A 23874-nucleotide genomic window follows, 5' to 3' on the forward strand; every position below is an offset into this window, starting at 1 on the left:
CCCATGCTGGTGCAACCAACCGACACATCGCACCAAAGGGCCTCATCGGTTCCCATCCGCGGGCGCACCAGCGCCGATCCGGCAGCAACGGCTGGAACGAGCATGCCAGAGCGATCCCCTCCGCCAGGCTGGTCACCCTGGCGGCAATCCGTCGAGCACTGCGGCTGTAACCGGTAACAACGGCCAGGCAGCGCGCACCAGAAACGGGCCCGGCCCTTCGATTTGCACGGAAACATCAACAGACCTTGGGGTCGCCGCCTGTAACTTCATGTGTAGAATTGGCGCGAACAGCCCTCTCCCGCTTTGAAAAGGAACCTGACCATGGCCGGTGCCAGCCTTCTGACCCTGCTCGACGATATCGCCAGCGTGCTCGACGATGTCGCCGCGATGACCAAGGTCGCCGCGCGCAAGACCGCCGGCGTGCTGGGCGACGACCTGGCGCTCAACGCCCAGCAGGTCAGTGGCGTGCGCGCCGACAGGGAGCTGCCGGTGGTCTGGGCGGTGGCCAAGGGCTCGCTGAGGAACAAGCTGATCCTGGTGCCGGCGGCGCTGCTGATCAGTGCGGTGGCGCCCTGGGCGGTAACGCCGCTGCTGATGCTCGGTGGCGCCTTCCTCTGCTACGAAGGCTTCGAGAAACTGGCCCACGGCTTTCTCCACGCCAAGGATGAGGGCGATGCGCAACATGCCGAGCGCGTCCAGGCCCTGGCCGATCCCGGGGTGGACATGCTGGCCTTCGAGAAGAGCAAGATCAGCGGCGCCATCCGCACCGACTTCATCCTCTCGGCGGAAATCATCGCCATCACCCTGGGCACCGTCGCCACGGCCAGCTTCACCACCCAGGTGCTGGTGCTGTCCGGCATCGCCCTGGTCATGACCGTCGGCGTCTACGGCCTGGTGGCCGGCATCGTCAAACTGGACGACGCCGGGCTGCTGCTCAGCCAGCGCCCCGGCGAGGGCCTGGCCAGCCGCCTGCAGCGCCGCTTCGGCCGCGGCATCCTGCTGGCCGCGCCCTACCTGATGAAGAGCCTGTCGATCCTGGGCACCGCCGCCATGTTCATGGTCGGCGGCGGCATCCTCACCCATGGCATCCCGGCCGCGCACCACCTGATCGAACACTGGGCCGCCGTGGCCGGCGCCAGCAACGGCCTGCTCGGCGCCCTGACCCCGACCCTGCTCAATGCCGTGGCCGGCATCGTCGCCGGGGCCGTCGCCCTGCTGCTGGTGACCCTGGCCAGCCGCCTGTGGCGCGCGGCGCGTCCGGCGCGAGGCTGAACGCGGGCACATCCTTTGGTTCTTCAATGGTCTGCCAGCGCTGCAGCAGCTTTCGGACGCAAGTTCCCGCTCTGATGTATCCCCTTGCAGCCATCACCTTGAAGATTACCTGAAAGGGACTTATCGTTCCCTTATTAGGACTTATCGAGCTTCCCATGCCAGCTATCTCGCTTAGTGATGCTTTATTTTCCGCAACCCAGCAAAAAGTGCTGGGCTTACTGTATGGCAAGCCGGATAGGAGCTTTTATGCCAACGAGATCTCCCGCTGGGCGCAGGTCGGCAAGGGCGGTCTGATGCGCGAGCTGGAACGTCTGCACAACGCGGGCATACTGAGCATGACCCGCCAGGGCAACCAGACGCACTACCAGGCCAATCCGGAGTGCCCAATCTACTCGGAACTGCTGGGCATTGTGCGCAAAACCTTCGGCATTGCCGAACAGCTTCGAACGGCACTGGTCCCCCTGACTGAACAACTGGTGTGGGCGTTCATCTATGGCTCCGTTGCCAAAGGCAGCGAACATTCGGGCAGTGACATCGACCTTATGCTGATTGGCGAAGACCTCAGTTACAGCGATTTAATGGAACGCCTGCTACCTGTCGAAGAGCAGCTTGGCCGCGCCATTAACCCGACGCTCTACACCCTGCCCGACTGGCAGGCCAAGAAAGCGGCAGGCAATAGCTTTGTGATACGAGTAGAGCAACAGGACAAAATCGACTTGATTGGCCACAACCCAGAAGAGCTATCCAATCGGCAGTAACGACAATCTGGAAAACCTCGTGCGCAGCGGAGGTCTAAAAGCTGAACCGCCAGATCACAAGGAGTGTGAGGGGCTACTGAGTTCAGCCATGGATGGATCGCCTGAAGGATGCCCACAGCCCTGCCCTGTCTTTCGCCAGCCGCTTTGACCTGGCCTACAACGCGGCTCACGCCTTGGCGTTGACGGCTATGCGCCTGTTCGCGCTCTGCCACGAACGCCGTAATCTGGCGGAGTACGAAGGCTATATGGACGTGGACGATGCCCTGCTGGCCGAACTGTTGGCGGCAACCGATGCGCTGCTGCCACGGGTGCAACAAGCCATGGGGGTGAAAAAATGATCAGCGTTTTCTTGCGTGACCGCTCAACCCACAAACGTGGCAAGCGTGCTGCATGTTCTTTTCGAGGCCGTTAGCAGCCTCCACCCGCCATACCGGCACAAATCGCTGCGCGCCCCTAGTTTGCGGCGGCTTCAGTCGGCCGCCAGCGGCAGCACCGTCACCTGCACCTCGGGGTCGTGCTCGCCACCGCCGAGGATCACCCCGCGCAACGGCGAGACATCGGCGAAGTCCCGTCCCCAGGCCAGGGTGATGTGTTCCAGGGCCGGCAGGACATTGTTGGTCGGGTCGAAATCCACCCAGCCATTGCGCGGGCAATACACCGAGACCCAGGCGTGCGAGGCGTCGGCGCCGATCAGGCGCGGCTGCCCCGGGGGCGGCTGGGTCAGCAGGTAACCGCTGACGTAACGCGCCGACAGCCCGCGCGAACGCAGGCAGGCCAGCATCAGGTGGGCGAAGTCCTGGCACACGCCCCGCCGCTCTTCCAGCACCTTGACCAGCGGCGTCGCCACCTGGGTGGCCTCGGCATCGAAGGTGAATTCGTCGAAGATCTTCTGCATCAGCGCGCGAACCGCCAGCAGCAAGGGCCGGCCGGCCGGGAAGCAGTCGTCGGCGAACAGGCTGAAGTCGCGCTTGAGGCGCACATAGGGCGACTGGAAACGGTAGCGGGCCGCCTCCAGTATCTCGGCGTCCAGGGCCTTGCCGGTGTAACTGAGCAACTGGCAGGCCGCCTCCCAGGCCGGGGCGTCCTGCAGGTCGAGGTAGGCGCGCGGCAGCACCTCGATGCGCAAGCGGGCACTGACCTTCAACTCGTCGTGGGGCCGCTCGAACACCAGGCGGGTCAACGGATTGCCGAACACGTCCTGGGTGTCGTGGCGCTGACAGGGCTGCGGGCTGATCAGCAACTGGCGCTCCTCGCAATGCTGCCAGGCACAGGCCCGCGGCCACAGGTGGGCCAGTTGCTGGGCCAGGGACACCGCCGACGAGTAGCGGTAATGGGTGTCGTGGAGAATCTGGTAGCGCGCGCTCATGACGACTGGGTTCCCTGGCTGGCATCGACATGCACGAAGAAGCGCAGGGCAAGATTGTCGGAGGTCTCTCCGGCCGCCTGGCTGAGCGCCTCGAGCAGGCTGGCCAGGCCATCGAGCACGGCGCGTACGCTGCCCGGGCCGAACAACGGGTTCTCCAGGGTGCCCAGGTCGACGCCGCTCAGCTGCCGTTCGAGCTGGGCGAGCACGGGCACGGCCGGCAGGTCGAAGCGTTCGCCCAGGCGCTCCAGCGAGCGCAGCAGGGTACGCACCTGGAACAGCACGGCGTGGGGGTTCTGCTCGTCCAGCAGCAACAGGTCGAGCACCGGAATCAGTTGCGCCGAGGCCATGTAGCGGGTGCGGTAGGTGATGCTGCTGTTGCCCAGTTCGAGCAGCCACTCCAGCGCCGACTGATCGTCGGGGGTGCTGCTGCGCAGGAAGCCGCCGACACTCTCGCACAGGAACTGCAGGCGCTCGAGGCAACGGCCGATCATCAGAAAACGCCAGCCGTCGTCGCGGGTCATGTCGTCCAGAGCGAAGCCGGACAGCGCTGCCAGCGACATCAGCAGGCGGTTGAGGAAGTCCAGCAGCTCACCGAAATCCCCCGCCTTGCCCTCCAGGTTCTGGGCATCGCGCTGCAGTTCGACCAGGGCCTGCCAGTTGGCCTGGGACAGCTTGCCGCGCACGCTGCCGGCGGTCCATTGCAGACGCTGCAGGTTGACCCGCAGGCTGGCCGGCCATTCACTGCCGAGCATGGCCTGCAACAGGCGTTCATCCAGTTCGCCGTATTCGTCGTCCGGCAGCAGGCCGAGGCTTTCGCCCAGGTTCAGGGCGGCCTGCAGGGCCTGGGGATCGTCATCGTCGTCGACGTAGCGCGCCAGCATGATGCGCAGCAGGCGTGCGCCATCCTCGCAACGCTCGCTGTAGCGGCCGAACCAGAACAGGTTCTCGACCACCCGCGATGGCAGGTAGGGGTCGCTGCGCACCAGGTCGGCCATGCCGATGGGCCGGATGCCCTGCCAGGGTTCGCCGGGGGCGTGGCGCTCGCCGAGCACCCAGGTGTCCTTGCTGGCACCGCCGCGCTGCATCGACACCACTTCAGCATCGGCCTCGGCCGCCACCCGGGTCAGGCCGCCCGGCATCACCCGGTAACCCTCGGCACTGGCCACGGCGAACACCCGCATGCCAATGGCGCGTGGCTGCAGCCTGCGCTCCTCGGCCTGCCAGATCGGCGCCTGGGACAGCTGCGCCAGGGCCTGCGCGACATAGGCGTACGGGCGCAGCCGCAGGCGCGCGGCGAGGGCCTGGCGCTGCGCCTCGTCGAGGTCGCGGCCGAACACCGGGGTGAAGCTCTGCGAGGGGAAGCTCGGGCGGATCAGCAGCTCCGGCAATTTCTCCAGGGCCTCTTCCAGCACCGGCGGCTCGCCGCACCACCAGCTGGCGATGCTCGGCAACAGCAGCGGCTCGCCGAGCAGCTTCTCGCTGATCGCCGGCAGGAAACCGGGCAGGCCCGGCGCCTCCAGCACGCCGCTGCCGAGGGCATTGGCCACCAGCACCCGGCCCTGGCGCACCGCCTCGAGCAGGCCGGGTACGCCCAGGGCGGAATCGGTGCGCAGTTCGAGGGGATCGCAGAAGTCGTCGTCGAGCCGGCGCAACACCGCATGCACCCGGCGCAGGCCGGCCAGGGTCTTGAGGTAGACGGTGGCATCGCGCACGGTCAGGTCGCTGCCTTCGACCAGCGGGTAGCCGAGCTGACGGGCCAGGTACAGGTGCTCGAAATAGCTCTCGTTGAAACGCCCGGGGGTCAGCAGCACCACCAGCGGCGTCTCGCCATCGGCGGGCGCCTGGCGCGCCAGGGTGTCCTGCAGGGTACGGAAGAAACCGGCCAGGTACTGCACGCCGAGGTCGCGGTACAGGTCGGGAAAGGCGCGCGAGACGATCTGCCGGTTTTCCAGGGCGTAGCCGGCGCCGGATGGCGCCTGGGTGCGGTCGGCGGTGACCCACCAGCGGCCATCCGGCGCCCGCGCCAGATCCACCGCGTACAGGTGCAGGAAGGTGCCGCCCGGTGGCTGCAGGCCCTGGCAGGGCCAGAGGAAATTGTCGTGACCGAACACCAGCTCGGCCGGCAGCAGCCCCTCGCTGAGCAGTTGCTGCGGGCCATACAGGTCGGCCAGCACCCGGTCGAGCAACGCGGCGCGCTGCGCCACTCCGGCAGCGATCTGCTGCCACTCGTGCGCGGGAATCAGGTTGGGCAGCAGATCCAGCTCCCAGGGCCGGTCGGCACCGTCGGGATCGGCGTAGACGTTATAGGTGACGCCGTTTTCCTGGATCTGCCGGGCGAGCATGGCCTGGCGCTGCTGCAACTGGGACGGCCGACTGCGTTGCAGTTGGGCGAACAGGCGGCGCCAGTGCGGGCGTACCTGGCCCTCGGCATCGAGCAGTTCATGGTACGCCGCGTCGGTCAGCGGATAATCGGCAAGCAGGTCAGACATCGAAATCTCGGCAGCGAATCTTCACAATATCCAGCGCCTCTCTGGCACGGGCGGGCAATCGGGCTCCGGCGGACAGGATAACCGCCGAAGCGTCCGAGCACGCGACACGCGCCGGGCGCATCGGCGCCCGCGGAGGCTCGCAAACAGGCAGCGCAGACTCAGCTGCGGCGCAGATCCAGGGTCATAGGCAGTTCATCGTTGCTGACCGGCACCAATGGCGGACGTTTTCCCGGGCTGTGGCCCAGGCGGAAGAAACGCGCCAGGCGCCGGCTTTCCGCCTCGTAGGCGTTCACCGGCAGGGTTTCGTAGTTGCGTCCTCCCGGATGGGCGACATGATACTGGCAACCGCCTATGGAGCGGTTCATCCAAGTATCCACCAGATCGAAGATCAGCGGCGCGTGCACGCCAATGGTCGGCTGCAGGCAGGTGGCCGGCTGCCAGGCGCGGAAGCGCACCCCGGCGACGAACTCGCCGACCTTGCCGGTCGGCCGCAGCGGCACCGGCACGCCGTTGCAGGTGAGCACGTAGCGATCCGGCGCCATGCCGGCGATCTTCACCTGCAGGCGCTCCAGCGAGGAATCGACGTAGCGTACCGTGCCGCCGGCGCCGCCCTCCTCGCCCAGGACGTGCCAGGGCTCCAGCGCCTGGCGCAGTTCCAGGTCGATGCCCTTGACGTTGAAGTCGCCGGCCTTGGGGAAACGGAATTCGAAGTGCGGGGCGAACCAGTCGGCGCGCAGGCGGTAACCGAAGCTGGACAGTTCCTGCAGCACGTCGGCGAAATCCTGCTCGACGAAGTGCGCCAGCAGGTAGCGGTCGTGCAGCTCGGTCCCCCAGCGCACCAGCCGGGCCGGGGCGTAGGGCTCCTTCCAGAAACGCGCGATCAGGGCCCGCAGCAGCAGTTGCTGGGCCAGGCTCATCTGCGCGTGGGGCGGCATCTCGAAGGCGCGCAGTTCGAGCAGGCCGAGGCGCCCGGAGGCCGAATCCGGGGAGTACAGCTTGTCGATGCAGAACTCGGCGCGGTGGGTATTGCCGGTGACGTCCACCAGCAGGTTGCGCAGCAGGCGATCGACCAGCCACGGCGGGCAATCACGGCCCGGATCGGGCATCTGGGCGAAGGCGATCTCCAGTTCGTAGAGCGAATCGTTGCGGGCCTCGTCGATCCGCGGCGCCTGGGAGGTCGGGCCGATGAACAGCCCGGAGAACAGGTAGGACAGCGACGGGTGGTTGTGCCAGTAACTGATCAGGCTGCGCAGCAGGTCGGGCCGGCGCAGGAACGGCGAGTCCGCCGGCGTGGCGCCGCCCAGCACGAAGTGGTTGCCGCCGCCGGTGCCGGTGTGGCGACCGTCGATCATGAACTTCTCGCTGCTCAGGCGGCACTGGCGCGCCTGCTCGTAGAGGAATTCGGTGCGTTCGACCAGTTCGTTCCAGTTGCCGGCGGGGTGGATATTGACCTCGATGACGCCCGGGTCCGGGGTCACCCGGAAGAACTGCAGACGCGGATCATGGGGCGGCTCGTAGCCTTCGAGCAGCACCGGGCAGCCCAGTTCGGCGGCGGTTTCCTCGATCACCGCGACCAGTTCCAGGTAATCCTCGAGGTGGCTCACCGGCGGCATGAACAGGTACAGCCGTCCACCCCGCGGCTCGGCACACAGGGCGGTACGCACGATGTCCGGCGCCGACTGCCCCGGCTTGGGCCGCAGGCTGGCGCTGCCCTTGCTGCCGCTCCACACGCCGCGCAACTGGCGTTGCAACTGCACGGTCGCCGGCAGCGGCGCGAACACCTGGGACGGGTCGGCCGGCGTCACATAGGGGTAATCGGTCTGCTTGACCCAGGGCTGGGAATCCAGGGGCAGGCGGTAACCCAGCGGCGAATCGCCGGGCACCAGGCGACAATGCTCGTCGCGCAGGAACCAGGGCCCGCTCAGCCAGCCATCCTGCTTGGAGCGCCGGGCCAGTGGCAGGACATGCCCGACCACCTTGTCCAGGCCCTGGCCGAACACCGTGCGCAGGCGCTCGCGCTCCAGCGGGTCGGCCAGGCGCGCATCCTCCGGGGTGACGTTGCTCGGCAGCTTGCCCTCGCGCCACAGGTAGTAGAGCCAGTCCTCGTAGGCCGGAAACCGGTACTGCCCGTCGACGCCCAGGCGCTCGGCCACCCCGGCGAGAAAGCGCGCGGCCAGCTCGGCATCCACGCCATAGTCGCGCTGCTCGTCGGCATACAGCGCCGGGTCCTGCCAGATCGGCTGGCCATCGCGGCGCCAGAAGGCGTTGAGCGACCAGCGCGGCAACTGCTCGCCCGGGTACCACTTGCCCTGGCCGAAATGCACCAGCGCCGCCGGTGCGTAGTGTTCACGCAAGCGATGGAACAGATCCGCCGCCAGACGCCGCTTGTTCGGCCCCAGGGCCGCGGTGTTCCATTCGTCATCGTCGGGGTAGTCGAGGGCCACGAAGGTCGGTTCGCCGCCCATGGTCAGGCGTACGTCAGCCGCCTGCAGGTCCTCGTCGATACGCTGGCCGAGTTCGACGATGGCGCGCCACTGGTTGTCGCTGTAGGGCCTGGTCACCCGCGGCGCTTCCCAGATCCGCTCCACGCGCATCTCATGTTCGAACTCGCACTCGCACTCGTCCACCGCGCCGCTGATCGGCGCCGCCGACGACGGCTCCGGGCTGCAGGCCAGCGGAATGTGCCCCTCGCCGGCGAACAGGCCACTGGTGGGGTCCAGGCCGATCCAGCCGGCGCCGGGCAGGTACACCTCGCACCAGGCGTGCAGGTCGGTGAAGTCCACCTCGGTGCCGGAGGGGCCGTCCAGGGATTTGACGTCGGCGGTGAGCTGGATCAGGTAGCCGGAGACGAAGCGCGCGGCCAGGCCCAGGTGGCGGAACAGCTGCACCAGCAGCCAGGATGAATCACGGCACGAGCCGGAGGCATTGACCAGGGTCTGCTCGGGGGTCTGCACCCCGGGCTCCAGGCGGATCAGGTAAGCGATGTCCGCCGCCAGGCGCTGATTCAGGGCGACCAGAAAATCCACGCTGGGCTTGGGCGTGCGGTCGATGCTCGCCAGGTAGGCGGCGAAGCGTTCTTCGGCCGGCAGTTTGACCAGGTAGGGCGCCAGCTCGCGCTGCTCGCCCTCGGTGTAGGTCAGGGGAATGCGTTCGGCATAGGGCTCGAGGAAGAAGTCGAAGGGGTTGAACACCGCCATTTCGGCGACCAGATCCACCTCGACCTTGAGCTCCCGGGTCTTTTCCGGGAACACCACACGGGCCAGGTAGTTGCCCTGGGGGTCCTGCTGCCAGTTGATGAAATGCTCGCCCGGCTCGACGCTCAGCGAATAGGACAGGATCCGCGTGCGACTGTGCGGCGCCGGGCGCAGGCGGATGACCTGGGGCCCGAGGTTGACGGCACGGTCATAGCGGTAATGAGTGACGTGATGCAGTGCGACATGGATCGACACGGCGGGCCTCCTGCAAGCCTGGGCGATGGGCATGGCTGCGCAAGACTTGTGCCAGCGCCGGCAGCCTGCCGGGCCGCGGCGACCAAGGCGCCAGCCAGCGCGACGCGCGCCGATTTGATGCACAGCATGCCCCACAACGAACAGTACGCACCATAACAGCACGCGAGCATGACCGCTGCAGCGCGATGCCTGCATGCGCGGCCTTTATCGCAGCTGGCACACCCGCCGCAGCGCATCCCTTCGCCAGGCTGCCGCGCTTCCGTTACCATCGGCACACTCCGACAGCGAGATGCGGCATGTATATCTATCGATTGGTTCTGATCCTGGTAGTGGGCATCTACCTGTTCTCGCCCGCCATCATGGACTGGTGGATCGACCCCAATGGCGCCTGGTACCGGCCCTACATGCTGTGGCTGATCCTCATCGTGGTGACCTTCATCCTGCAGAGCCAACGTGATACCGATGAACTCTGACCTGGAGCAGCGCGATCCGGTGACCGCGTTCACCTTTACTCGCAGAACCAGCGTGATACCGATGAACGCTGACCTGGCACCGCCGTTTACCTTTACTCGCAGGGCCAGCGTGATGCCGATGAACGCCGACCTGGCGCGACCCGCTGATCACCGTTTACCTTTATTCGCAGGGCCAACGCGATGCTGACCAGCTTCAGCCTCAGCCAGCTGATGCTGATCAGCGCCGCCTACCTGCTGGTGCTGTTCGGCGTGGCCTGGAGCAGCGAGCGCGGGCTGATCCCGCGCTGGGTGATCCGCCACCCGCTGACCTACACCCTGTCGCTGGGCGTCTACGCCAGCGCCTGGGCCTTCTATGGCACCGTGGGCCTGGCCTACCAGTACGGTTACGGCTTCCTGGCCAGCTACCTCGGCGTGTCCGGCGCCTTCCTCCTGGCGCCGGTGCTGCTCTACCCGATCCTGCGCATCACCCGCACCTATCAGTTGTCCTCGCTGGCCGACCTGTTCGCCTTCCGTTTCCGCAGCACCTGGGCCGGCGCACTGAGCACCCTGTGCATGCTGGTCGGCGTCCTGCCGCTGCTGGCCCTGCAGATCCAGGCGATCGCCGATGCCATCGGCATCCTCACCCGCGAGCCGGTGCAGGCCCAGGTGGCCCTGAGCTTCTGCGCCCTGATCATCCTCTTCACCATCCTCTTCGGCGCCCGCCACATCGCCACCCGGGAGAAGCACGAAGGCCTGGTGTTCGCCATCGCCTTCGAGTCGGTGGTCAAGCTGCTCGCCCTCGGCTGTATCGGCCTCTATGCGCTGTATGGCGTGTTCGACGGCCCGCGCGACCTGGAGCAATGGCTGGTGCTCAACCAGGCGGCCCTGGCCAGCCTGCACACGCCGTTGCAGGAAGGCCCCTGGCGCACCCTGCTGCTGGTGTTCTTCGCCTCGGCCATCGTCATGCCGCACATGTACCACATGACCTTCACCGAAAACCTCAACCCACGGGCGATGGTCAGTGCCAGCTGGGGCCTGCCGCTGTTCCTGCTGCTGATGAGCCTGGCCGTGCCGCTGATCCTCTGGGCCGGCCTGCGCCTGGGCGCGACCACCAGCCCGGAGTACTTCACCCTCGGCCTGGGCATCGCCGTGGACAGCCCGGCGCTGGCGCTGATCGCCTATGTCGGTGGCCTGTCGGCCTCCAGCGGCCTGATCATCGTCACCACCCTGGCGCTGTCGGGCATGCTGCTCAACCACGTGGTGCTGCCGCTCTACCAGCCACCGGCCGAGGGCAACATCTACCGCTGGCTGAAATGGACGCGGCGGGCGCTGATCGTCGCCATCATCATGGCCGGCTACGGCTTCTACACCGTGCTCGGCGCCGAGCAGGACCTGGCCAAGCTGGGCATCGTCTCTTTCGTCGCCACCCTGCAGTTCCTCCCCGGCGTGCTCTCGGTGCTGTACTGGCCGACGGCCAACCGCCGTGGTTTCATCGGCGGCCTGCTGGCGGGGATCGCGGTGTGGACGGTGAGCATGCTGCTGCCCATGCTGGGCAATATCCAGGGCCTGTACCTGCCGTTCTTCGACCTGGTCTACGTGCTCGACGACAGCAGTTGGCACATGGCCGCCATCGCCTCGCTGGCCACCAACGTCCTGGTGTTCACCCTAGTCTCGGTGTTCACCAACGCCAGCCCGGAAGAGAACAGCGCCGCCGAGGCCTGCGCCGTGGACAACGTGCGCCGGCCCCAGCGCCGCGAACTGCAGGCGCTGTCGCCGCAGGAGTTCGCCACGCAACTGGCCAAGCCGCTGGGCGCCAAGACCGCCCAGCGCGAAGTCGAACAGGCCCTGCGCGACCTGCACCTGCCGTTCGACGAGAGCCGCCCCTATGCCCTGCGCCGCCTGCGCGACCGCCTCGAGGCCAACCTCTCCGGGCTGATGGGCCCCAGCGTGGCCCAGGACATCGTCGAATCCTTCCTGCCCTACAAGTCCGGCAGCGAAAGCTATGTCACCGAGGACATCCATTTCATCGAGAGCCGCCTGGAGGACTACCACTCGCGCCTGACCGGCCTCGCCGCCGAACTCGATGCCCTGCGCCGCTACCACCGCCAGACCCTGCAGGAACTGCCCATGGGCGTCTGCTCCCTGGCCAAGGATCAGGAAATCCTGATGTGGAACAAGGCCATGGAGGAGCTCACCGAAATTCCCGCGCAGCGCATCGTCGGCTCGCGCCTGTCGACCCTGGGCGAGCCCTGGCGCGGCCTGCTGCAGCGCTTCATCGAACTGCCCGACGAACACCTGCACAAGCAGCGCCTGGCGCTCGACGGCCAGACCCGCTGGCTGAACCTGCACAAGGCGGCGATCGACGAACCCCTGGCCCCGGGCAACAGCGGCCTGGTGCTGCTGGTCGAGGACCTCACCGAAACCCAGATGCTCGAAGACAAGCTGGTGCACTCCGAGCGCCTGGCCAGCATCGGCCGCCTGGCCGCCGGCGTGGCCCACGAAATCGGCAACCCGATCACCGGCATCGCCTGCCTGGCACAGAACCTGCGCGAAGAGCGCGAGGGCGACAGCGAGCTGATCGAGATCAGCGGGCAGATCCTCGAGCAGACCAAGCGCGTCACCCGGATCGTCCACTCGCTGATGAACTTCGCCCACTCCGGCAGCCACCTGCAGGCCGACGAGCCGGTGTGCCTGGCCCAGGTGGCGCAGGACGCCATCGCCCTGCTGGCGCTCAACCGGCGCAGCGTGGAAGTGCAGTTCTTCAACCTGTGCGAGCCCGACCATTGGGCCGAGGGCGATCCGCAACGCCTGGCGCAAGTGCTGATCAACCTGCTGGCCAACGCCCGCGACGCCTCGCCGGCCGGCGCCGCCATCCGTGTGCGCAGCGAAGCCTCGGAACACACGGTCGACCTGATCGTGGAAGATGAAGGCAGCGGCATTCCCAAGGTGATCATGGATCGCCTGTTCGAGCCCTTCTTCACCACCAAGGATCCGGGCAAGGGAACCGGGCTCGGCCTCGCGCTGGTCTATTCCATCGTGGAAGAGCATTATGGACAGATAACAATCGACAGCCCGGCCGATCCCGAGCGACAACGTGGCACCCGTATCCGGGTGACGTTGCCGAGGCATGTCGGGGCGACGTCCATAGCGACTTAATCCAGCTACTACCGAAGAACCGCATTCTCGGTTTCCAGCGCAGTTCAGCGAGGCGCAGACACCTAGAGAACGGGTTCCGAGACCGTCGAGAGATTCGATTAATGCCTCATATCCTCATCGTCGAAGACGAAACCATCATCCGCTCTGCCTTGCGTCGCCTGCTCGAACGAAACCAGTACCAGGTCAGCGAAGCCGGTTCCGTCCAGGAAGCCCAGGAGCGTTTCGATATCCCGGGTTTCGATCTGGTCGTCAGCGACCTGCGCCTGCCGGGCGCGCCGGGCACCGAGCTGATCAAGCTGGCCCAGGGCGCCCCGGTGCTGATCATGACCAGCTATGCCAGCCTGCGCTCGGCGGTCGACTCGATGAAGATGGGCGCGGTGGACTACATCGCCAAACCCTTCGACCATGACGAAATGTTGCAGGCCGTGGCGCGCATCCTGCGTGACCGCCAGGCCTCGCGCGACACCGCCGCAGCGGCGCCGGCCCGCGGCAGCGACAAGGTCGCCGACAACAGCAACGGCGAGATCGGCATCATCGGCTCCAGCCCGGCCATGCTCGAGCTGTACAGCAAGATCCGCAAGGTCGCGCCCACCGACTCCAATGTCCTGATCCAGGGCGAGTCCGGCACCGGCAAGGAGCTGGTCGCCAGGGCGCTGCACAACCTGTCGAAGCGGGCCAAGGCGCCGCTGATCTCGGTCAACTGCGCGGCGATCCCGGAAACCCTGATCGAGTCGGAACTGTTCGGCCACGAGAAAGGCGCCTTCACCGGCGCCAGCGCCAGCCGCGCCGGCCTGGTCGAGGCGGCCGATGGCGGCACCCTGTTCCTCGACGAGATCGGCGAACTGCCCCTCGAAGCCCAGGCACGCCTGCTGCGCGTGCTGCAGGAAGGGGAAATCCGCCGGGTCGGCTCGGTGCAATCGCAGAAGGTCGACGTGCGCCTGATCGCGGCGACCCACCGCGACCTCAAGACCCTGTCGAAAGTCGGCCAGTTCCGCGAAGACCTGTACTACCGCCTGCACGTGATCGCCCTCAAGCTGCCGCCCCTGCGCGAGCGCGGCAACGACGTGCTGGAGATCGCCCGTGCCTTCCTGCTGCGCCAGTGCACGCGCATGGGCCGCAACGACCTGCATTTCGCCCACGACGCCGAGCAGGCGATTCGTCACTACAGCTGGCCGGGCAACGTACGTGAACTGGAGAACGCCATCGAGCGCTCGGTGATCCTCTGCGAGGGCACGGCCATTTCGGCCGAGCTGCTGGGTATCGACATCGAACTGGACGACCTCGAGGACGGCGACTTCGTCGGCCTGCCGCACCAGGCCGCCGGCGCCAACAACACCGCCCACGACCCGAGCGAAGACCTGTCGCTGGAGGATTACTTCCAGCACTTCGTCCTCGAGCACCAGGACCACATGACCGAGACCGAACTGGCGCGCAAGCTGGGCATCAGCCGCAAGTGCCTGTGGGAGCGACGCCAGCGCCTGGGCATTCCACGGCGCAAGTCCGGCGTGTCCACCGAATGACCTAGGGTCTGTTGACGTTTCAGCGCAAGCCGCGTTGCCGCGCAAAATCTCGCCAGGCCGGGCGGCGATCCGCTAGGCGGAGGACGCCGGGAATGGCGTTCCCTTGCCAAGTCCTCCAACAACGTATGGCGAGATTTTTCGCGCAACCTAGGCGGCCCCACCCGAAGGGCCGGGCCCGTTTTGCCGCGATGCTGCGTTTCTCGCCGGCTCATTTAGCCCGCTAAACTTCGCGGCTCGTGCCTTGCCTCGCGGCAAAACGGGCTCCGGCGCGGTCGTGCTGAAACGTCAACAGACCCTAAGGCAATCGCGCTATGCGCTCGAAGAGCCGGAAACAGCGCTGGAAAGCTGGAGGCTGAACGAAAAGCGGTTCGAGCACGACGCGAAACAGCGGTTTCTCGTCCAGCTTTCCAGCCTCCAGCGCTTTTCATCGAGTGCGGGCGATGCCCTGACGCCATAGCGCGGCCGTGCTGAAACGTCAACAGACCCTAGTGGCAGCCGAGAAGCCTCTGGCCCGGCTGTTACCAGCGCGCAGCATGCCGTAACAAAGCCGGGTCCTACGGTAACGTGGACCCGGCTTTTTCATGCCTGAAAGCCATCAACAAAAATCACAAGATACTGATTTACAAAGAAAAATAAATATTGGCATGGCTTATGCTCTATCTCTGGCACAACAACAATAACAAGCATCGTCCAAGACAATAAAAATAAGACGTAACGACTCCAGCACAATAAGAACAAGACCGCAGGAGACGCAGCTAACTGATTCTTTTGGAGAGGAATTGCCCCATGGGGTTCTGCCCCACGGCCGGAGAGAGAACAATAAAACTGTCGGCAGACAGCACCTGTTCTGGTTGGGTCGAAGACCTGAGGTAGCGTCAGCATCCAAAGCAATCCGTTTGCTCTTGCTCCCGATGATCCGGGAGGTTTTCCAGGAACCCTGGTTCACTGGGACGGGTATTGAACAATAACAACAAGCCCGCATAACAAGAACAAAGCACACACCCATTTGTGGGGGAGTTCCGGCTCCCCCAGTGCTTCATCCCCGGCCTGCCTCCGCCTACACCATCCCCTCACATAATGCTAGAATCCGCGCTATTTCTGCGCCCTTCCTTTATTCTGGCCGCTCATTTCGTCAAACAGTGCATCCCATGCTGAAAAAGCTGTTCCAGTCTCTACGCTCTCCCCTGCGCCGCGCCCACCAGCCACACAGTACGCCGCAAGTGCTGAACGGCAATCAGCACCCGATCCAGCGTGGGCAGATCAGCCGTTACGCCGTCAGTGTGGTCGAACGCCTGCAGAATGCCGGCTACCAGGCCTATCTGGTCGGCGGCTGCGTACGCGATCTGCTGCTGGGCATCGAGCCCAAGGACTTCGACGTCGCCACCAGCGCCACCCCCGAACAGGTGCGCGCCGAATTTCGCAACGCCCGGGTCATCGGCCGGCGCTTCAAGCTGGTTCACGTGCATTTCGGCCGCGAGATCATCGAAACCGCCACCTTCCGCGCCAACCACCCCCAGGGCGACGAGGAAGAAGACAGCAACCAGGCCTCGCGCAACGAAAGCGGGCGCATCCTGCGCGACAACGTCTACGGCACCCTGGAAGACGATGCCCAGCGCCGCGACTTCACCATCAACGCCCTGTACTACGATCCGTCCACCGAGCGCATCCTCGATTACGCCCACGGCGTGCACGACATCCGCAACAACCTGATCCGCCTGATCGGCGATCCGACCCAGCGCTATCAGGAAGACCCGGTGCGCATGCTGCGGGCGGTGCGCTTCGCCGCCAAGCTGGACTTCGACATCGAAAAGCACAGCGCCGCGCCGATCTACCGCCTGGCGCCGATGCTGCGCGAAATTCCCGCCGCGCGCCTGTTCGACGAAGTGCTCAAGCTGTTCCTCACCGGCTATGCCATCTACACCTACGAGCTGCTGCTCGACTACGGTCTGTTCGGTCAACTGTTCCCGGCCAGCGCCGCCGCCCTCGAGCAGAACCCGGACTACACCGACACCCTGATCCGCAACGCCCTGGACAACACCGACCTGCGTATCCAGCAGGGCAAGCCGGTGACGCCCGCCTTCCTCTTCGCCGCGCTGTTGTGGCCGGCGCTGCCGGCGCGCGTCATCCGCCTGCAGGAACGCGGCATGCCGCCGATCCCGGCCATGCAGGAAGCCGCCCACGAGCTGATCAGCGAACAGTGCCAGCGTATCGCCGTGCCCAAGCGCTTCACCATGCCGATCCGCGAGATCTGGGACATGCAGGAGCGCCTGCCACGGCGCAGCGGCAAACGCGCCGACCTGCTGCTGGAGAATCCGCGCTTCCGTGCCGGCTACGACTTCCTCCTGCTGCGCGAAAGCGCTGGCGAGGAAACCAACGGCCTGGGCGACTGGTGGACCGACTACCAGGACGCCAGCGACAGCGAGCGGCGCCTGATGATCCGCAACCTTGGCAGCAAGGACGACGGCCCCGGCGCGCCCCGCAAGCGCCGCCGCAGCAGCGGCAAGCGTAAACGCGCTGGCGAGCAAAGCGGCGGCGCCGGCGAGTAAGGCAGATGGAACGCGTCTATATCGGCCTGGGCAGCAACCTGGCCGAGCCCGCCGAGCAACTGCGCCATGCCCTGGCCGCCCTGGCACGCCTGCCCGATAGCCGGCTGGCCGCCGTATCGTCCTTCTATGGCAGCGATTCCCTGCTGCCCGGCCAGCCGCGCTATACCAATGCTGTGGCGGCGCTGGACACCCGGCTGCAGCCACTGGCCCTGCTCGATGCGTTGCAGGCCATCGAACTCGACCAGGGCCGCGAGCGGCATGAACGCTGGGGGCCGCGCACCCTCGACCTGGACATCCTGCTGTTCGGCGAACGCCTGCTCGACGAGCCACGCCTGCGCGTGCCGCACTACCATATGCATGCCCGCCCCTTCGTGCTCTACCCGCTGGCGGAAATCGCCGGCAACCTGCGCCTGGCCGACGGTCGCCAACTGGACGAGCTGCTCGCGGCCTGCCCCTTCGTCGGCCTCGAGCGCCTGCCGCAGTAGCCGCCCGGGTAACGCCGTAACGGCTCGGTAACACATGCGATTGACTTGCACCCTTCCCATCAGGACTATAGGCGTCCCATTGCCCCGCACCGGTGCAAGAAGAGGCCGAGACAGGCCAAATTGAAGCAGTGCAACTGCCAACTCGATGCCTACGAATCGGTTCAAAGTTTCGCGAGCTAGCGCCATGCAAGGGCTAGGCGCCCCCGCAAAAACAGGCGAGGAGGCGGAGTTTACTCCTGTAAATGAGCACTCCGAGCCTGGTTTTAACGCAGCAGGGCCGACGCGCAGCAAACTTTTAACAGGTTCAGAGTGAGGATACTTTTCATGCCTGATGTAACCCTGACCACCCTGCAAGCGCTCAAGCAGAAGGGTGAGAAGATCGCCATGCTGACCTGCTACGACGCCACATTCGCCCGGGCCAGTTGCCAGGCCGGGGTCGACGTCCTGCTGATCGGCGATTCGCTGGGCATGGTGTTACAGGGGCACGACAGCACCCTGCCGGTCAGTGTGGCCGACATGGCCTACCACACCGCCAGCGTGAAGCGCGGCAACCAGGGCGCGATGATCGTCGCCGACCTGCCGTTCATGGCCTACGCCACCCTCGAGCAGACCCTGCACAACGCCGGCCTGCTGATGCAGGCCGGGGCGCACATGGTCAAGGTCGAGGGCGCCGCCTGGCTGGCCGAATCCATCGCCCGGCTGGCCGAGCGTGGCGTGCCGGTGTGCGCACACATGGGCCTGACCCCGCAGGCGGTGAACATCCTCGGCGGTTACAAGGTTCAGGGCCGTCAGCAGGCCCAGGCACGGCAGATGGTCGCCGACGCCATCGCCCTGGAACAGGCCGGCGCCGCCCTGCTGCTGCTCGAATGCGTGCCCAGCGAGCTGGCCGGCGAGATCAGCCGCGCGGTCAAGGTGCCGGTCATCGGCATCGGCGCCGGGCCGCAGACCGACGGCCAGGTACTGGTGCTGCACGACATGCTCGGCCTGTCCCTGAGCGGGCGCGTGCCCAAGTTCGTGAAGAACTTCATGCAAGGCCAGAGCAGTATCCAGGACGCCCTCGCCGCCTACGTGAAAGCGGTCAAGGACGTCAGCTTCCCGGCAGCCGAACACGGATTCTCCGCATGAATACGGTCAAGAGCGTGCGCGAACTGCGCGCCGCCGTCGCCCAGGCCCGTGCCGAGGGCAAACAGATCGGCCTGGTGCCGACCATGGGCAACCTGCATGCCGGGCATGCCGCCCTGGTGGAGAAGGCCGCCCAGCGCGCCGACTTCGTGGTCGCCAGCATCTTCGTCAACCCGCTGCAGTTCGGCCCCAGCGAAGACCTCGACAAATACCCGCGCAGCCTGCTCGCCGACCAGGAACGCCTGGTCGAGGCGGGCTGCCACCTGCTGTTCACCCCTGACGTCGACGAAATGTATCCCCAGGGCATGCAGCAGCAGACCCTGATCAGCGTGCCCGGCGTTTCCGAAGGCCTGTGCGGCGCCAGCCGCCCCGGGCACTTCGCCGGCGTCGCCACCGTGGTGACCAAGCTGTTCAACATGGTACAGCCGGATCTGGCGATCTTCGGCCAGAAGGACTTCCAGCAGTTGGCGGTGATCCGCACCCTGGTACGCGACCTGAACATGCCGATCCAGATCATCGGCGAGCCGACGGTACGCGACGGCAACGGCCTGGCGCTGTCCTCGCGCAACGGCTACCTGAGCGACGAGCAACGGAGCACGGCCAGTATCCTCTACCGCTCGCTGCAGCAGATCGCCGCGGCCATCCAGGCGGGCCGGCGCGACCTCGCCAGCCTGCTGGACGAGGCGCAGCGCCAGCACGCCGCCGCCGGCCTGCGTGGCGACTACCTGGAAGTGCGCGAGGCCGAGACCCTGCGCGCGGTCAGCCGCGGTGACCATGAGCTGGTGGTGCTGGTCGCGGCCTATCTGGGCAACACCCGCCTGATCGACAACCTGACCTTCACCCTGGGCGACGGTTACTGATCGGCGTCAGGGCGCCCTCTGCACGGGGCGGGCGAACATGGATACACTGAAGCCCGGATTGCTCCTGATACCAGTCAGTTAAGCCTTTGGCCCGCAAAACGGCGGTTTGCCCCGATTCTGTAGGAGCCGCGCCCCCGCGGCGATTGGTGGCCATGACACGCGTTGTGCGATGGCCGCCATCGCATCGCGCCGAGGTCGACGCTCCTACACACGGGCGGCGGTTTGCCACTCTTTTGTAGGCGCCCTCTGCTCCTGCAAAAACCTTATCTGATCGACATCAGATTGCTCCGGGCTTTTTCTGGCCGTGCCTGAACCGTGCAGCCGAAGCTGCGGGAGCGAGATAGCCACAGCCTTTTATCATCCAGGCGCAGGTGTGCCCGACAACAAGGAAGCCGCTCATGGCCTATTACCGACAGCCACTCGACGTTCTCGCGTTACCCGCCTGGCAGGCCCTGCAGCAGCACCGGCTGGGTATGCAGCGTTTCAGCATGCGCGAGGCCTTCGCCGGCAACCCGCACCGTTTCGATCAGCTGTCCCTGAGCAGTTGCGGCCTGTTCCTCGATTACTCGAAGAACCTGATTACCGATGAAACCCTGGCGCTGCTGATGCGCCTGGCTCGCGAAGTGGGCCTGGAGCAGTCGATCCGCGCCCTGTTCGATGGCGAGCGGGTCAACGCTTCCGAGGGGCGTCCGGCGCTGCACACGGCGCTACGCCGGCCCATGGGCGACAAGGTGCTGGTCGACGGCGTCGACGTCATGCCCGACGTACAGCGCGTGCTGCACCAGATGACCGAACTGGTCGGGCGCATCCATGACGGCCTCTGGCGCGGCTACACGGAAAAACCCATCACCGACGTGGTCAACATCGGCATCGGCGGCTCCTTCCTCGGCCCGCAACTGGTTTCCGAAGCCCTGCTGCCGTTCGCCCAGCGCGGCGTGCGCTGCCATTACCTGGCCAATATCGACGGCAGCGAATTCCACGAGCTGGCGGCCAAGCTGCGCGCCGAGACCACCCTGTTCATCGTTTCGTCGAAATCCTTCAACACCCTGGAAACCCTGAAGAACGCCCAGGCCGCCCGCGGCTGGTACCTGGCCCAGGGCGGTTCGGAAGCCGAGCTGTACCGCCACTTCATCGCGGTGTCGAGCAACCGCGAGGCGGCGGTGGCCTTCGGCATCCATGAAGAGAACATCTTCCCCATGTGGGACTGGGTCGGCGGGCGCTATTCGCTGTGGTCGGCCATCGGCCTGCCCATCGCCCTGGCCATCGGCATGTCCAACTTCAAGGAACTGCTGGCCGGCGCCTACAGCATGGACGAGCATTTCCAGAGCGCGCCCTTCGAGGCCAACATGCCGGTGCTGCTGGCCCTGCTCGGCGTGTGGTACGGCAACTTCTGGAATGCCCAGAGCCACGCGATCCTGCCGTACGACCATTACCTGCGCAACATCACCAAGCACCTGCAGCAGCTGGACATGGAGTCCAACGGCAAGAGCGTGCGCCAGGATGGCAGTCCGGTCAGCGGCCCCAGCGGCCCGGTGATCTGGGGCGGCGTCGGTTGCAACGGCCAGCACGCCTATCACCAGTTGCTGCACCAGGGCACGCCGCTGATTCCGGCCGATTTCATCGTGCCGGTGGTCAGCTACAACCCGCTCGCCGATCACCATCAGTGGCTGTTCGCCAACTGCCTGTCGCAGAGCCAGGCGCTGATGCTCGGCAAGTCGCGCGAGGAGGCCGAACAGGAACTGCGCGCCAAGGGCCTGGGCGAAGAGGAAGTGCAGCGCCTGGCGCCGCACAAGGTGATTCCCGGCAACCGGCCGAGCAACACCCTGGTGCTGGAGCGCATCAGCCCACGGCGCCTGGGCGCGCTGGTGGCGCTGTACGAGCACAAGGTATTCGCCCAGAGCGCGATCTGGGGAATCAACGCCTTCGACCAGTGGGGCGTGGAGCTGGGCAAGGAGCTGGGCAAGGGCGTCTATTCGCGGATGGTCGGCGACGAGGACAGCGCCGCCGAAGACGGTTCGACTCAGGGCCTGATCAACTACTTCCGCAGCCGCCACCGCGGCTGACCCCAAGGCCAGCGTCCCGTAGCCGCAGGCGTAACCCGGGACCGCAGACGCACAGGCAGCACGGCTCCCGGGTGTCGCGGCGTTCGACCCGGGTTACCCGGCCAGTTCCGCAGCCATCAGCGCGCCGGCTGCTTGCCCAGGCAGCCCGGCGGGCATGCTCCTTACGTCGCCCGGCGCCGAACTTCTCCTGTGGATTGCTACCCTTAGTCGCATAACGACAAAAAGGGGAAACCGCCATGTTCACCATCACCCGCCACCCCGTTGCCGCTGACGTACGCCAGCGGGCCCACCTCGACGATGCCGCCTATCAGCGCCTCTACCGCCAGTCCGTGGAGCAGCCTGAACGCTTCTGGGCCGAACAGGCCAAGGCCTTTCTCGACTGGTTCAAGCCCTGGGACAGCGTCTACAGCGGCGACCTGAAAAGCGGCGATGTACGCTGGTTCAGCGGCGGCCAGCTGAACCTCAGCCACAACTGCATCGACCGCCACCTGGCCACGCGCGGCGAGCAGATCGCCTTCATCTGGGAAGGCGACGACCCCCATGAATCGGCCCACATCACCTACAACAAGCTGCACCGCCACGTCTGCCGCCTGGCCAATGTGCTCAAGGAGCGCGGGGTGCAGAAAGGTGATCGCGTGTGCATCTACATGCCCATGGTGCCGGAGGCCGCCTACGCCATGCTCGCCTGCACGCGCATTGGCGCGGTGCACTCGGTGGTGTTCGGCGGCTTCTCCCCCGACGCCCTGCGCGATCGCATCCTCGACGCCGACTGCCGCACCGTGATCACCGCCGACGAAGCCGTGCGCGGCGGCAAGTACATCCCGCTCAAGGGCAACGTCGACAAGGCGCTGCAGGGCTGCCCCGAGGTCTCCACCGTGGTGGTGATCGAACGTACCCAGGGCAGGATCGACTGGGTCGCCGGCCGGGATCTCTGGTACCACGAGGCGGTGCACGGCGCCAGCGCCGAGTGCCCGGCCGAACCCATGGACGCCGAGGACCCGCTGTTCATCCTCTATACCTCCGGCAGCACCGGCAAACCCAAGGGCGTGCTGCACAGCACCGCCGGTTATCTGCTGCAGGCGGCGATGACCCACAAGTACGTGTTCGACTACCACGACGACGATATCTACTGGTGCACCGCCGACGTCGGCTGGGTCACGGGCCACAGCTACATCGTCTACGGGCCGCTGGCCAACGGCGCCACCAGCCTGATCTTCGAGGGCGTGCCCAACTACCCCGACAGCTCGCGCTTCTGGCAAGTGATCGACAAGCACCAGGTGAACATCTTCTACACCGCCCCGACGGCGATCCGCGCGCTGATGCGCGAAGGCGAGGCGCCGGTGAAAAAGACCTCGCGCAGCAGCCTGCGCCTGCTCGGCAGTGTCGGCGAGCCGATCAACCCGGAAGCCTGGGAATGGTATTTCCACGTGGTCGGCGAACAGCGCTGCCCCATCGTCGACACCTGGTGGCAGACCGAAACCGGCGCCATCATGATCACGCCGCTGCCCGGCGCCACCGACCTCAAGCCAGGCTCGGCGACACGGCCGTTCTTCGGCGTGCAGCCGGTGCTGCTGGATGAACAGGGCCAGGAAATCCACGGCGCCGGCAGCGGCGTGCTCGCCATCAAAGCAAGCTGGCCGAGCCAGATCCGCAGTATCCATGGCGATCACCAGCGCATGCTCGACACCTATTTCAGCGCCTATCCCGGCTACTACTTCAGCGGCGACGGCGCGCGCCGCGACGAAGAGGGCTACTACTGGATCACCGGGCGCATCGACGACGTCATCAACGTCTCCGGCCACCGTATCGGCACCGCCGAGGTGGAGAGCGCCCTGGTACTGCACGACGCGGTGGCCGAAGCGGCCGTGGTCGGCTATCCCCATGACCTCAAGGGTCAGGGCATCTATGCCTTCGTCACCACCATGAACGAGGTCGAGCCCAGCGAGGCGCTGAAGCAGGAACTGCTCGCCCTGGTCGGCAAGGAAATCGGCAGCTTCGCCAAGCCCGAGCTGATCCAGTGGGCAGCCGGGCTGCCGAAAACCCGTTCGGGCAAGATCATGCGGCGCATCCTGCGCAAGATCGCCTGCAACGAACTGGACAGCCTCGGCGACACCTCGACCCTGGCCGACCCGGGCGTGGTCGACAGCCTGATCGCCGAGCGCAAGACGTAGATACCGTCTTGCTCCTTGGTCTGCAAGAGCCCGTTCACGGTCTGGGTTCGCACGTAGGAGCGTCGACCCCGGCGCGATGCGATGGCGGCCATGCCGCAGAAGTCGCGGCATGCCCACGATTCGCCGCGAGGTCGCGGCTCCTACACGAATCGGGCAATTCTGCGC

General features: G+C 66.1%; 15 protein-coding genes and 1 pseudogene. 13 read left to right on the forward strand and 3 right to left on the reverse strand.

Annotated features, from left to right (window positions below):
- The first annotated feature begins 321 nt into the window (after positions 1–321).
- The 3 genes and pseudogenes from DNK34_RS08865 to DNK34_RS08875 all read left to right on the forward strand — a co-directional run bounded on the left by DNK34_RS08865 (position 322) and on the right by DNK34_RS08875 (position 2368).
- Positions 322–1272: a DUF808 domain-containing protein gene (locus tag DNK34_RS08865; RefSeq protein ID WP_131175417.1), complete on the forward strand. Its 951-nt coding sequence runs from the start codon at positions 322–324 to the stop codon at positions 1270–1272.
- 155 nt (positions 1273–1427) lie between these two features.
- On the forward strand, positions 1428–2030 hold the full coding sequence (locus tag DNK34_RS08870) for a nucleotidyltransferase domain-containing protein (RefSeq protein ID WP_131175416.1): 603 nt from the start codon (positions 1428–1430) through the stop codon (positions 2028–2030).
- Positions 2020–2368 (forward strand): annotated as a pseudogene (locus DNK34_RS08875) (hypothetical protein). The gene DNK34_RS08870 and the pseudogene DNK34_RS08875 overlap by 11 nt, the downstream one beginning before the upstream one ends.
- A 131-nt stretch (positions 2369–2499) precedes the next feature.
- Here the strand turns inward: DNK34_RS08875 and DNK34_RS08880 are convergent.
- From DNK34_RS08880 to DNK34_RS08890, 3 genes are all read right to left on the reverse strand, one after another.
- Complete coding sequence (locus DNK34_RS08880) at positions 2500–3396, reverse strand: transglutaminase family protein (RefSeq protein ID WP_131175415.1); 897 nt, start codon at positions 3394–3396, stop codon at positions 2500–2502.
- A complete protein-coding gene (locus DNK34_RS08885) occupies positions 3393–5885 on the reverse strand; it encodes a circularly permuted type 2 ATP-grasp protein (RefSeq protein ID WP_131175414.1) in 2493 nt (830 codons plus the stop codon). Before DNK34_RS08885 ends, DNK34_RS08880 begins: the two co-directional genes overlap by 4 nt.
- A gap of 158 nt (positions 5886–6043) precedes the next feature.
- Positions 6044–9334: a transglutaminase family protein gene (locus DNK34_RS08890; protein ID WP_131175413.1), complete on the reverse strand. Its 3291-nt coding sequence runs from the start codon at positions 9332–9334 to the stop codon at positions 6044–6046.
- Between the two features lie 296 nt (positions 9335–9630).
- Between DNK34_RS08890 and DNK34_RS08895 the strand changes: the two genes are divergently transcribed.
- The 10 genes from DNK34_RS08895 (at position 9631) to acs (ending at position 23709) form a co-directional block, all read left to right on the forward strand.
- Positions 9631–9807, forward strand: a complete 177-nt coding sequence (locus DNK34_RS08895; RefSeq protein WP_131175412.1) for a hypothetical protein — start codon at positions 9631–9633, stop codon at positions 9805–9807.
- A gap of 180 nt (positions 9808–9987) precedes the next feature.
- Positions 9988–12942 carry a sensor histidine kinase gene (locus DNK34_RS08900; protein ID WP_131175411.1) on the forward strand — a complete coding sequence of 985 codons (2955 nt, stop codon included), beginning with the start codon at positions 9988–9990 and terminating at the stop codon, positions 12940–12942.
- A 101-nt stretch (positions 12943–13043) separates the two neighbouring features.
- Complete coding sequence (locus DNK34_RS08905) at positions 13044–14462, forward strand: sigma-54-dependent transcriptional regulator (RefSeq protein WP_131175410.1); 1419 nt, start codon at positions 13044–13046, stop codon at positions 14460–14462.
- Positions 14463–14736: 274 nt separating this feature from the next.
- Positions 14737–14919, forward strand: a complete 183-nt coding sequence (locus DNK34_RS08915) for a hypothetical protein (RefSeq protein WP_131175408.1) — start codon at positions 14737–14739, stop codon at positions 14917–14919.
- A gap of 691 nt (positions 14920–15610) precedes the next feature.
- Positions 15611–17008, forward strand: coding sequence for a polynucleotide adenylyltransferase PcnB (locus tag DNK34_RS08920; protein ID WP_131175407.1), 1398 nt, complete (start codon positions 15611–15613; stop codon positions 17006–17008).
- A 5-nt stretch (positions 17009–17013) separates the two neighbouring features.
- A complete protein-coding gene (folK, locus tag DNK34_RS08925; protein WP_131175406.1) occupies positions 17014–17493 on the forward strand; it encodes a 2-amino-4-hydroxy-6-hydroxymethyldihydropteridine diphosphokinase in 480 nt (159 codons plus the stop codon).
- Positions 17494–17817: 324 nt separating this feature from the next.
- Complete coding sequence (gene panB / locus DNK34_RS08930) at positions 17818–18618, forward strand: 3-methyl-2-oxobutanoate hydroxymethyltransferase (protein WP_131175405.1); 801 nt, start codon at positions 17818–17820, stop codon at positions 18616–18618.
- Complete coding sequence (gene panC, locus DNK34_RS08935) at positions 18615–19475, forward strand: pantoate--beta-alanine ligase (RefSeq protein ID WP_131175404.1); 861 nt, start codon at positions 18615–18617, stop codon at positions 19473–19475. The genes panB and panC overlap by 4 nt, the downstream gene beginning before the upstream one ends.
- A 398-nt stretch (positions 19476–19873) precedes the next feature.
- Positions 19874–21538, forward strand: a complete 1665-nt coding sequence (pgi, locus tag DNK34_RS08940; RefSeq protein ID WP_131175403.1) for a glucose-6-phosphate isomerase — start codon at positions 19874–19876, stop codon at positions 21536–21538.
- Positions 21539–21774: 236 nt separating this feature from the next.
- A complete protein-coding gene (gene acs / locus DNK34_RS08945) occupies positions 21775–23709 on the forward strand; it encodes an acetate--CoA ligase (RefSeq protein WP_131175402.1) in 1935 nt (644 codons plus the stop codon).
- Positions 23710–23874 lie beyond the last annotated feature (165 nt).

It is taken from the genome of Phytopseudomonas dryadis, from assembly GCF_004327355.1.
GTDB lineage: Bacteria > Pseudomonadota > Gammaproteobacteria > Pseudomonadales > Pseudomonadaceae > Aquipseudomonas > Aquipseudomonas dryadis.